A 12,130-nucleotide genomic window follows, 5' to 3' on the forward strand; every position below is an offset into this window, starting at 1 on the left:
GGCTTTATATAAAATAGAGGCTTAAGGCCATAAATTAACCAAAAACGTAATGGTAGTAGTAGATAATGAATGAAGCTGTTCCCTCGGTTGTGGCGATTGACATTGGGACACACAAAGTTTCAGTTTTGATTGGTAAGGTACATGCGCCAGACAATATCCAAGTGATTGGTATGGCAACCGCTCGTAACCGAGGCATGAATAAAGGGAAAATTGTAAGTCTAGACAAGGTCATCACTGCAATTAAAAATGCCGTACAAGAAGCAGAAGATATGGCTGAATGCCGGGTGCATTCCGCTTGGATTTCAATTCCAAGTGCAGAATTAAAAAGCTTTTATGCCTCAGGTCGTACACCTATTGAAAATAGCGACCATACAATTACAACAAGCGAAGTGGTGCGTGCTTTAGAATTGGCGAAAGCCAGTCATTTGACTTCGGACCATTATTTGGTCAGTGCAGTGCCTTTAGGTTTTGAACTGGATGATTCTGCAGAGTGGGTACAAAACCCGATTCGCATGTCAGCACATAGCATGATGGGGCATTATCAGCTCATGATGCTACCCATCAGTACCATGCAGAATCTGGATCGTGCATTGAAAGGGGCCAATATTGGCGTCGAAAAAATGGTGGTTTCCTGCTTGGCAACCTCTGAAGCCAGTTTGCTTAAAGATGAAAAAGAATATGGTGTATGCTTGGTGGATATTGGTGCTGGTACAACCAATATAGCGGTGTATCTGGACGGTCGTCTGGCATTGACCCATACCTTGCAACGCGGTGGTGAGCATGTCACTCGTGATATTGCGGCTGTACTGCAAACCACAACTGAAGAAGCTGAGCGTCTGAAATTATTATATGGTTGTGTTGACCTGAAAGTAGTAAAACCAGACCATATGATTCAATTTCAGGGTATTGACGGTCCACAAACCATTAGCCGTATTGAACTGGCAGAAATTATTATTGCCCGTTATGAAGAAATTTTGACCCAAGTACATCAAGTATTACAACATAACGGTGCCATTCATGGCTTATATCATGGTGTAGTATTAACAGGTGATGCCAGTCAAATTGAAGGTATGGTTAATCTGGCGCGTCATATGTTGGGTGTTTCAGCCCATCTGGGTAATCCCCCAGTTCAGGTGCATGCCGATGAACAAAATCAGGCGGCTTTGCGTCGTTCTCAATATGCAACAGCTGCTGGATTGCTAATGTTTAGTCAAAGTGACACACAAGATAGCCTTGTAGAATCTACAGACTCTGAAAAATTATCCATTTTTGGACGCGTAGGTCGAGCATGGTCAGCTTTAAACAATCAGTTAAAATCGATATTTTAAGTGGAATTTTTTGGGAATATTGTTAGGAAGTTGTACGTCTAACGGCTTGCACTTGACAAGCGTGTAGTTGAACAGCATCCTAAAACACAATTTTTGTTTATTAAGATCAAGGCAGTATACGGGCTTAAGTGACTGCCAATTACGAATTAGGAAATCCAAAGGTCATGGCCTCATTTGAATTTTTAGAAGATGATCAAAACGATAGCAACGGTCAAGCCCGTTTCACTGTATTTGGTGTTGGTGGTGCTGGTGGTAATGCCGTACAACATATGCTTGAGTCAGATATTCAAGGTGTAAAATTTGTTTGTGCCAATACGGATAAACAAGCTTTAGACCGTATGAATGCCCAATTCAAAATCCAGTTGGGTGAACAAAGCACACGTGGCTTAGGCGCAGGTGCAAATCCTCAAGTGGGGCAAACCGCAGCTGAAGAAAGCCGTGAATTGATTCGCCAACATCTTGAAGGCACTGACATGGTGTTTGTCACCGCCGGTATGGGTGGTGGTACAGGTACAGGTGCTGCGCCAGTTGTGGCTGAAATTGCCAAAGAAATGGGTATTTTGACTGTGGGTGTGGTCACTACTCCATTTAACTTTGAAGGTAAACGTCGTCAACAGTCAGCTGAAAAAGGCATTGAAGCTTTAGAAGCCCATGTCGATTCTTTAATTATTATTCCAAACCAGCGTTTGCTTAAGGTATTCCGCGACATTTCAATGAAAGATGCCTATAAAAAGGCAGATGATGTGTTGTTAAATGCCGTACGTAGTATCTTTGATCTTGTGGTACGTCCAGGTCATATCAACCTTGACTTTGCCGATTTGAAAACTGCAATGAGTACCCGTGGCTATGCCATGATGGGTGTCGGTTCAGGTCGTGGTGAAACTCGTGCACGTCAAGCTGCAGAACAAGCGATTCGCAGTCCATTGCTCGACAACGTGACCATTATGAATGCCAAAGGCATTTTAATTAACGTGACTGGCGGCGATGATGTGACCTTCGGTGAAATTGAAGAAATCACCGATGTTGTGAATCAAATTGTCGATTTGGATGAAGGTCAGGTGTTCTACGGCACAGTATTTGATCCAGATGCACGTGATGAAATTAGCGTTACTGTGATTGCAACAGGCTTAACTCGTAACTCTGCGGATTCAGCCGATGCAGTTAAACGTCCATCGGTACAGTCAGCAACGCGTCCTTCTAATCATGTAGCGCAGGCAGTGGTGGAAGACGATGATGTGCCAGCAATTCAACGTCAACAAAGTGAGGCTGGAACGGCTCCTGCTCCAGCAGTAGGCTCGGCACGACCAACGCCTATGAGTATTCAAGATTACTTGAAAAATCAGCAACGTAAATAAAGAAAAATTTATGCAGACTGCATAAATTCAACAGAAAAGGTAGCCTTCAGGCTACCTTTTTGTTTTTTATCAATGGCTAAATATGCTAACGTATAGCGGTTTGATGAGCAGATGATAGAAAAACATGTTGAAACAACGCACCCTACAGCGTGTCGTGAGAGCGAGCGGTATTGGTCTTCATAGTGGGCAAAAAGTATTAATTAACTTTGTGCCGCACCATGTCGATGGGGGAATTGTGTTTCGGCGTATTGATCTGCAGCCACCGGTTGATATTGTTGCGGATGCAATGCTGATTCAAGAAGCATTTATGTGTTCAAATCTGGTTCAAGAAAATGCCAAAGTGGGTACCATTGAACATGTCATGAGTGCGATTGCTGGATTGGGTATCGATAATCTCATCATTGAAGTCTCTGCGTCCGAAGTGCCAATTATGGACGGCAGTGCAGGTCCATTTATTTACTTGCTGATGCAAGGTGGATTGCAAGAGCAAGATGCACCCAAGAAATTTATAAAAATTTTAAAACCGGTGGAAGCGCTGATTGATGATAAACATGCGGTGTTTCATCCACATGAAGGCTTTCAGCTGAACTTCACCATTGATTTTGATCATCCAGCATTTAAAAAAGAATACCAGTCTGCAACCATCGACTTTTCGACCGAAACTTTCGTTTATGAAGTCAGCGAAGCACGTACTTTTGGCTTTATGAAAGATCTGGACTATTTGAAAGCCAATAATCTGGCTTTAGGTGCTAGTCTGGAAAATGCGATTGGCGTCGATGACACGGGTGTGGTCAATGAAGAAGGTTTACGCTTTTCTGATGAGTTTGTTCGGCACAAAATTTTAGATGCTGTGGGTGATTTATACTTGCTCGGGCATCAGATTATTGCAAAATATGATGCTTATAAATCTGGCCATGCTTTAAATAATCAATTATTACGCAATGTTCAAAGTGATCCAAAGAACTATGAAATTGTAACATTTGATGACGAAACTCAATGTCCAATTTCTTATGTAAGTGTGACATAAGTCATTGTCTTTTAATGCAAGTGTTATAATATAACAAAATAGACTGTTAAGCAGGTCACATATTATTCTGACTGATTTCAAAGGGATCAGAATATTGGTTACTTTTTATTGCTTGCCAAACGTAGCATAGCTTGGCTAAGCTTAGGGTCGCTCACAAAGTCGGCAGCGCCACGGATGAGGTCTTGAGTATCGGTACTAAGGGATCGGGACAGAGCTTGAGATTTTAGTGGAGCTTGAGTTTGAATTCTTAAACGCACTTGCAGTTTATGTAGGTCTTTAAATTCAGAAAGCTGTGACAATTGAGTGATATATTGCTTTTGAAGATATGCAAGTTGACTAATCATGGCTTGATTTTCACCTGTAATCGTCAAAATGCCATGTTGATAACAAACAACTTGCCATTGCTCTGGTTGGGGCAAGATGGGTTGAATGAGTTTTGTAAGTTTCTGCCATGCAGCAACTTGTGTAGAGAGAAACGTAAAGTTTCCTGTTTTTAAGTGTTTTCTTGTTTGTTGAAAGACGTTCACTGGTTCCGACATACATTGTTCCTACATATTTGTGTCTTAATCTTACGCACTTCTTTTAGTGAATATCAAGGAAGAGATCACGCAAGGACATTGACTAAGAACAGTTAAAAGAGGTTTTTTATGCATACGCGACGTATTTTATTAGCGTTTTCATTGGCAGCATCTGCCGCGTCTGTAGCTTTTGCAGACTTAGTGGAATTAAATCCTAACGATGGTTCAACAGATCGTATTGAACAGCTAACTCGTACCTTAGCTCAAGGCTCTTATGCAGAATCACAGGATATCGATATTCCTGCTGAAACTCGAATGAGTGTTAACTTGCGTGAAAAAACTGTTGAATTAAACAATGCATCGCTCGCTAAAAAATACGGTTCAAGTAGCTCAAAAAGTTATTCTAACAATCCTTACTCCTGGTTGGTCGCACATCCGCTTCCTGATATGAAGCGCGTTAGCTCAAATTATGGTGGCCGTACTATGGGTGGCCGTGCTGAAAATCATTCAGGTTTAGATTTGTCTGCTGCGAGTGGTACACCTATTTATGCCACAGGTCCTGGAGTCGTCACCAAGTCTGGTTGGGGCACGGGCTATGGTCAATATGTAGAAATCAATCATGGCAATGGATACTTGACCCGTTATGCACATGCTTCTCGTTTAGTTGCTCGTGTTGGGGATCGGGTAGAAGCAGGTGAACATATTGCCAATGTTGGTTGTACAGGTCGCTGCACTGGTCCTCATTTACATTATGAAGTGGTTAAAGATGGACAGCGCAAAAATCCATCTACTTATCTAGCTATGTTGCCATAAGGCTATTCCATTCATCGCTATATGTATTTTATGCCTTGGTCTGTACTTTGTTGAATTAAAGATTGAGTTACAGCACAGACCTTGAGTGGGTTATAGCTTACAGATATAAGAATATCATTCAAAAGAATACTTATTGTATAAAAAACCGCCTTTATTGGCGGTTTTTTGTTTAATTGCGTAAAGAATGGTCAATGACTATTTATTATCTAAATAATAGTGCTATTCCGTATTCAGCTGTAGCAATAACTGAAGTCTACTAAAGTATGGTACATATAGAGAATATAAATAGGCTCAAGGAATAGGTGAATTATGGCGTTTTATGGTGATACCGACGCGCAGGAAACCCAAGAATGGCAAGACGCGTTTGACTCGGTTTTACAGCACATGGGTACAGACAGGGCTGCATTTTTGTTGGAAAAACTCTATCAGCGCGCCATTGCCAAGCATGTTCCCATTCAGCGGCTAAATACCCCTTACTTAAATACTATTTCAGTTGAAGAACAACCGCCTATGCCAGGCGATTCGGATATGGAACGTCGTATCCGTGCCCTCATTCGCTGGAATGCTTTGGCGATGGTACTGCGTGCCAACAAAACCGGTGATGACTTAGGTGGTCACTTGGCCAGCTTTGCATCTTCAGCGACTTTGTATGATGTGGGTTTTAACCACTTCTTCCGTGCCAACAGCGACAGCTTTGGCGGCGACATGATCTATTATCAAGGTCACTGTGCACCGGGTATTTATGCACGTTCATTCCTTGAAGGTCGTTTGACTGAAGAACATTTGAATAATTTCCGTCGTGAGGTGGGTGGTAAAGGTTTGCCATCGTATCCACACCCTTATTTAATGCCGGATTATTGGCAGTTCCCAACGGTGTCGATGGGTCTAGGCCCAATCATGTCGATTTATCAAGCACACATTCAAAAGTACTTGATGAACCGTGGCCTGATCAAAGAAGAAGACCGTAAAGTTTGGGCTTATCTCGGCGATGGCGAGATGGACGAACCGGAAAGTACAGGTGCAATCGCGCTTGCGGGTCGTGAAAAGTTAGACAACTTGGTATGGGTTGTAAACTGTAACTTGCAGCGTCTGGATGGGCCGGTACGCGGTAATGGTAAAATCATTCAAGAACTTGAATCACTGTTCCGTGGTGCAGGCTGGCGTGTGATTAAAGTGGTATGGGGCCGTCATTGGGATCCGCTACTGGATAAAGACAAAACCGGTGCTTTAAAAGCGATTATGGAAGAAGCCGTAGACGGCGACTACCAACGTTACCAAGTAAAAGGCGGTGCTTACACCCGTGCACACTTCTTTGGTAAATATCCAGAAGCTGAAGAGCTGGTGAAAAACCTAAGCGATGAAGATATTGATAATCTAAACCGCGGTGGTCACGACCCGTACAAAGTCTATGCTGCTTATGCAGAAGCAATGAAATCAACAGGTCAACCGACGGTGATTCTTGCCAAAACTGTGAAAGGCTATGGCTTATCTGAAGAAATTGAGGCGGTGAACAAAACCCACCAAATCAAGAAAATGCAGCTTGAATCCTTAAAATATGTACGTAACCGTTTCAACTTGCCATTTACCGATGAGCAATTGGAAGAAGTGCCGTTCTACCGTCCAAGCGAAAACTCACCTGAATTGAAATATATGAAGGCGCGTCGTGAGGCATTGGGTGGTTATCTACCTGCTCGCCGTAAAGAAAGTGAACAGCTAGCAATTCCTGAATTGTCAGTGTTTGATGCGGTACTCAAAGGCAGCGGCGGTAAAGAACAATCTACCACCATGCTGATGGTGCGTTTGATTTCATCTTTGTTGAAAGAAAAAGCTATTAAAGACCGCGTTGTGCCAATCGTTCCGGATGAAGCGCGTACTTTTGGTTTGGAAGGTATGTTCCGTCAGTTGGGTATCTATGCTGCGCATGGTCAAAAATATACCCCTGAAGACCAAGAACAGTTGATGCATTACCGTGAAGCTAAAGATGGTCACATGCTGCAAGAAGGGATTAACGAAGCCGGCGCAATGAGTGCTTGGGCGGCGTTAGGTACCAGTTATTCAACCAATAACTTGCCAATGATTCCAATGTACATGTACTACTCAATGTTTGGTTTCCAGCGTATTGGCGACATTGCATGGGCAGCAGGTGATGCACAGGCGCAAGGTTTCCTATTGGGTGCAACGGCAGGCCGTACTACATTGAACGGTGAAGGTTTACAGCACCAAGATGGTCACTCGCACATTTTAGCCAACACCATTCCAAACTGTGTGTCATATGACCCATGTTTCGGCTATGAATTGACGGTGATTGTGCATGACGGTTTGAAACGTATGTACGTGAACCAAGAGCGTGTGTTCTATTACCTCACGGTCATGAACGAGAACTACGAACATCCTGCGATTCCAGAAGGTGCTGAAGAAGGCATCAAACGTGGTATGTACTTACTCGAAGAAGATGACAAAGCGACAGTTCAATTGCTCGGTTCAGGCGTGATTTTACGTGAAGTGATTAAAGCGGCGAAAATCTTGCGTGACGAATACCAAATTCACTCAAACGTGTGGAGCGTGACTAGCTTCAACGAATTGGCACGTGATGGTATGGCGTGTGAAGAGTACAACCGTTTACATCCGTTGGCTGAAGATGCCAAAGAAGCGTGGGTATCTCAGTTGCTGCGTGAAAAAGACGGTATTGTGGTTTCGGCAACCGACCATATGCGTGCCTACAGCGAACAAATCCGCGCTTATCTTCCAGATAACCGTCCGTTTGTGGCATTGGGTACGGATGGCTACGGCCGTTCAGATACTCGCGGCAACTTACGCAGCTACTTCGGTGTAGATGCAGCGCATATTGTTGTGGCGACTTTGAAAAAATTAGCAGATGAAGGCGAAGTGGATGCGCGCTTGGTAAAAGATGCGATTTCTAGCTTTGAGTTAGACACTGACCGTCCTGTGGCTTGGGCACCGCAAGAAACTCCTGAGCTTCATGCTGTTGCTGACTACAAAGAGGAGAACTAAGCATGCAAATTACGACTCCTGATATTGGTGTAGATAAAGCAACGGTTGCTGAAATCTTAGTGAAAGTTGGCGATAGCATTGCTGTCGATGACAGCATTGTACTGTTAGAGTCTGACAAAGCCTCTGTTGAAGTGCCAAGCACTTCAGCAGGTGTAGTGAAAAGCATTGCCGTGAATTTAGGTGACAGTGTTGCTGAAGGCTCGGTACTGATTGAGTTAGAAGCAGAAGGCGAAAGTACTGCTGCTCCTGAAACTTCACAAAGCGAACCGGAAGTAAAAGCTGTTGAAGCAGCGTCTGTAACAGAAGCACCTAAAGTTGAAGTTGTACCACAAGCGACTGCATCGGCATCGCAAGTGGTCGATGTACAAGTGCCTGATATTGGCGTAGAGAAAGCCACTGTCAGCGAAATTTTAGTCGCTGTGGGTGATGAAATTGATGTCGATCAAAGCATCATCGTAGTGGAATCGGACAAAGCTACTGTAGAAGTGCCAAGTACTGTGTCTGGCCGTGTGGAATCCATCACCATCAATGCAGGTGATGTGGTGAAAGAAGGCGTGGTGATTCTGACTGTGAAAACAGCGGCGTCATCTGCAGTGGTTGAAAGTGCTCCTGCACCGGCTGCACAAGCAGCGCAACCTGCGACAGTATCTCAAGCGGCTGCATCGGCACCTGAGCCAGCCGCATCTGCGTCAGGTCCCGTTGAAATTGCAGTACCTGACCTAGGTGTTGATAAAGCGGCTGTGGCAGAAATTTTGGTGGCAGTTGGTGATGTGGTTGAAAAAGACCAAAGCATCATTGTGGTGGAATCAGATAAAGCGACTGTTGAAGTGCCAAGCACTGTAGCTGGTAAGATCACAGCGATACACGTACAACTTGGACAAAGTGTTTCAGAGGGGGCGGCTTTACTGACCATTGAAGCAGAGGGTCAAGCTGCTACTGCACCTGCTGTGGCAGAAAAGCCTACTCAAGCCGCAGCACAGCCTGTAGCTGCAACTGCGCCAAAAGCTGAGGCAAAAGTGGAAGCTGCGCCAGTAACTCAAGGCGCAGATAAGCTGACCAAAGAGCAAAATGCGGCGAATGCTAAAGTTTATGCAGGGCCAGCGGTACGTAAGTTAGCGCGTGAATTAGGTGTGGTTTTGGCTGAAGTGAAAGCTTCTGGCCCACATGAACGCTTAATGAAAGAAGATTTATTTGCTTTCGTGAAAACGCGTTTAACCGCACCTCAGGCAGCGCCTGCTGCGCAAGCTGTGGCTCAAGTGTCTGGCTTACCAAAATTACCAAGATTTGATGCCTTTGGCGGCGTGGAAGAGAAAACCTTGACACGTTTGCAACAAGTGTCGATTCCACAGTTGTCACTCAACAATTTCATTCCGCAAGTGACACAGTTTGATTTGGCGGATATCACGGAACTTGAAGCATGGCGCGGTGATCTTAAAGGCAACTTTAAGAAAGAAGGTATTAGCCTGACCATCATGGCGTTTATTATTAAAGCTGTGGCTCATTTACTGAAAGAAGAGCGTGATTTTGCAGGTCACTTGGCAGACGATGGTAAATCGGTATTGCTGCGAAATGAAATTCATATGGGTATTGCAGTAGCGACACCTGATGGTTTAACCGTTCCAGTACTGCGTAATCCAGACCAAAAGTCGATTAAGCAAATCGCGATTGAGTTGGGTGAGTTGGGGCAAAAAGCGCGTGATAAGAAATTGTCACCGAAAGATCTACAAGGCGCGAACTTTACTATTTCTAGCCTTGGTGCCATTGGTGGTACCGCGTTTACGCCACTCGTAAACTGGCCACAAGTGGCGATTTTGGGAATTTCACCTGCAACCATGCAACCAGTTTGGAATGGTTCAGGCTTTGATCCAAAATTGATGTTGCCGTTGTCACTGTCCTATGATCATCGTGTGATTAATGGTGCAGATGCAGCACGCTTTACCCACAAATTGACCAAGTTGCTTGCTGATATTCGTAGTTTATTGCTCTAGAAAAAGTAGCTAGCGCATTTTGCATGAGCATTTAAAAAACCTCGCTTCGGCGGGGTTTTTTCGTATTTGCTTTTGTAGGCAATGCGGATTGTAATATTGGGAATAAGAGCAAGAAGCAATTAAAGTTCCTCTTCTTTATGATCATTTTCAATTAAATAACTTCTAATTTTTAGCTTCTTATTTGTCTACTTATTGAATAAATTTGATAATTTTTTGACTTCAGCTTAAAATGCTTTTACTTCATTGGGGAGTAGCCGCTTTTTACGCAATGTAAAAAGGTGATGGTCAACATAATTGTTCAACAGAACATGGTCATCATAGCAAAGAACCAATTGGCTTTTGATGAAAGCTTTTTTTCTTGTTGGCAAGACCTTTGATTTACCACTCTGCAGATTTTTGGCTAGCAGGAGCGGTGAGTCATTGGTATTTGTTATTGCTAGCCAGAGAAACATATCATGCTTTCAGCTTTTCTGATTTCTTTAGCAGTCGTTGCCTTATCTGAAATGGGTGACAAAACTCAATTGTTGGCCTTATTGCTGGCAGCCCGCTTCCGAAAGCCTGTACCCATTCTCATTGCAATTTTTCTTGCTACTGTGGTCAACCATGGTATTTCTGCTGTTTTAGGTCAATGGATTACTACGGTTTTGAGTCCAACAGTGCTGCTGTGGATTGTATCGCTCGGCTTTATTGCGATGGCGGCGTGGATGTTGATTCCAGATGAACTGGATGATGAAACTGAAAGTATCAATAAATGGCAAAAATACGGTGTATTTGGTGCAACTTTTGTTTTATTTTTTCTGGCAGAAATTGGCGATAAAACCCAAATTGCAACAGTCGCTTTAGCTGCGCGTTTTGACAGTATTGGTTGGGTCACTTTAGGAACGACACTAGGCATTATGCTGGTTAATGCACCTGCGGTATTTATAGGTAATAAACTGGCACAAAAGCTGCCAATTGCTTTGATTCACAAAATTGGCGCAGCAGTGTTTCTGATCATTGGTGTTGCAGCTTTAGTACAGCATTATTTTTTCTGAATATAAGCCTAAAAAACTGAAATCCCGACTTAAAAAATCGGGATTTTTTTGTGGAAAATGGCTCTCAATTAATTGATATTTCTAATGATGTTGGTCTTAAATTTATTGTAACTTTGCAGCATTCCATATATGTTATAGGGAATTAGAAGTCTAATTTTTTAAAAGAGAATTTTGGGGAATGGGTATGGCGTTTGATCGCACCACATCACAAGTACTATTTGATAATGGTACGCATAAATGTATTAGTTTTACCAGTTTGGTTAAAGGTGAAGGTGTACAAGCGAATCAATTTCTAATTTTGGATCATGAGCGTGCTGCAGTCCTTGATCCGGGTGGTGACTTGACTTATGTCCCGCTGACTATGGAATTGAATAAATATACTCGTTTAACCAATCTTGATTATGTGATGGCCTCGCATCAAGACCCCGATATCATTACTTCTATGCCGCGTTGGCTGGTCTATACCGAAGCCAAAGTTGTGGCCTCAAAATTATGGGCACGCTTTTTACCGCATTTGAACTCGGCGTTTATGAGTGACCGCATGAAAGGCAACTGGCTGGATCGTTTGATTGAACTTCCAGATCATGGTCAGGTGATTCCTCTAGGGCAATCCAGTATTGTGGCCGTACCAGCACACTTCCTACATTCGGTCGGCAATTTCCAGTTTTACGATCCGATCGCCAAAATTTTGTTCTCCGGTGACATGGGGGCATCCATGGTGGAAGATGCGGCCAAACCACTGGAGAACTTTGCTGCGCATATTCCAAAGATGAAAGGGTTCCATCAACGTTATATGTGTTCCAATAAAGTCATTCGCTTATGGGTCAATATGGTTCGCAGCATGGATGTGGAAATGATCGTACCGCAGCATGGTACGCCATTTATTGGCAAGGAACAGATTAAGCAGTTCCTGGACTGGATTGAGACCTTGGAATGTGGCACCGATTTAATGGATGAAACGGTATTTACCTGTCCTGCATAATGAACGGGATATGCATAAAAAAATCTTGAATTAAAGGGCAACATTTTTTAAGATTTTCGCTCTAAAAATATAT

9 protein-coding genes and 1 riboswitch are annotated in these 12,130 nt (G+C 43.4%); of the genes, 8 read left to right on the forward strand and 1 reads right to left on the reverse strand.

Annotation, left to right across the window (positions count from 1 at the left end; all coding sequences use genetic code 11):
* The first annotated feature begins 65 nt into the window (after window positions 1-65).
* The 3 genes from ftsA (at window position 66) to lpxC (ending at window position 3,710) form a co-directional block, all read left to right on the forward strand.
* Entirely contained in the window at window positions 66-1,328 is a 1,263-nt protein-coding gene (ftsA, locus tag FB6_RS00510; protein ID WP_174558125.1) for a cell division protein FtsA, read from the forward strand.
* 164 nt (window positions 1,329-1,492) lie between these two features.
* The gene (gene ftsZ, locus FB6_RS00515) at window positions 1,493-2,683 is read left to right on the forward strand and encodes a cell division protein FtsZ (RefSeq protein ID WP_174558126.1); all 1,191 of its coding nucleotides are present in this window, start codon (window positions 1,493-1,495) and stop codon (window positions 2,681-2,683) included.
* Between the two features lie 124 nt (window positions 2,684-2,807).
* Window positions 2,808-3,710, forward strand: a complete 903-nt coding sequence (lpxC, locus tag FB6_RS00520; RefSeq protein WP_174558127.1) for a UDP-3-O-acyl-N-acetylglucosamine deacetylase — start codon at window positions 2,808-2,810, stop codon at window positions 3,708-3,710.
* 98 nt (window positions 3,711-3,808) lie between these two features.
* On the opposite strand, the gene FB6_RS00525 is transcribed toward lpxC, so the two are convergent.
* The gene (locus FB6_RS00525) at window positions 3,809-4,249 is read right to left on the reverse strand and encodes a DciA family protein (protein WP_174558128.1); all 441 of its coding nucleotides are present in this window, start codon (window positions 4,247-4,249) and stop codon (window positions 3,809-3,811) included.
* A 108-nt stretch (window positions 4,250-4,357) separates the two neighbouring features.
* On the opposite strand from FB6_RS00525, the gene FB6_RS00530 reads away from it, so the two are divergent.
* From FB6_RS00530 to FB6_RS00550, 5 genes are all read left to right on the forward strand, one after another.
* Window positions 4,358-5,041 carry a M23 family metallopeptidase gene (locus FB6_RS00530; RefSeq protein WP_174558129.1) on the forward strand — a complete coding sequence of 228 codons (684 nt, stop codon included), beginning with the start codon at window positions 4,358-4,360 and terminating at the stop codon, window positions 5,039-5,041.
* A 309-nt stretch (window positions 5,042-5,350) separates the two neighbouring features.
* Complete coding sequence (aceE, locus tag FB6_RS00535) at window positions 5,351-8,053, forward strand: pyruvate dehydrogenase (acetyl-transferring), homodimeric type (RefSeq protein ID WP_174558130.1); 2,703 nt, start codon at window positions 5,351-5,353, stop codon at window positions 8,051-8,053.
* A gap of 2 nt (window positions 8,054-8,055) precedes the next feature.
* Window positions 8,056-10,041 (forward strand): 2-oxo acid dehydrogenase subunit E2, encoded by a 1,986-nt coding sequence (locus FB6_RS00540; RefSeq protein WP_174558131.1) that lies wholly within the window; start codon window positions 8,056-8,058, stop codon window positions 10,039-10,041.
* 233 nt (window positions 10,042-10,274) lie between these two features.
* Window positions 10,275-10,420, forward strand: a riboswitch (yybP-ykoY riboswitch).
* Between the two features lie 76 nt (window positions 10,421-10,496).
* Window positions 10,497-11,075, forward strand: a complete 579-nt coding sequence (locus FB6_RS00545) for a TMEM165/GDT1 family protein (RefSeq protein ID WP_174558132.1) — start codon at window positions 10,497-10,499, stop codon at window positions 11,073-11,075.
* A gap of 184 nt (window positions 11,076-11,259) precedes the next feature.
* Window positions 11,260-12,057, forward strand: coding sequence for an MBL fold metallo-hydrolase (locus FB6_RS00550; RefSeq protein WP_174558133.1), 798 nt, complete (start codon window positions 11,260-11,262; stop codon window positions 12,055-12,057).
* The last annotated feature ends 73 nt before the right edge of the window (window positions 12,058-12,130 follow it).

Origin of the sequence: Acinetobacter bouvetii (genome assembly GCF_902753875.1) — a bacterium.
Classification (GTDB): domain Bacteria; phylum Pseudomonadota; class Gammaproteobacteria; order Pseudomonadales; family Moraxellaceae; genus Acinetobacter; species Acinetobacter bouvetii_A.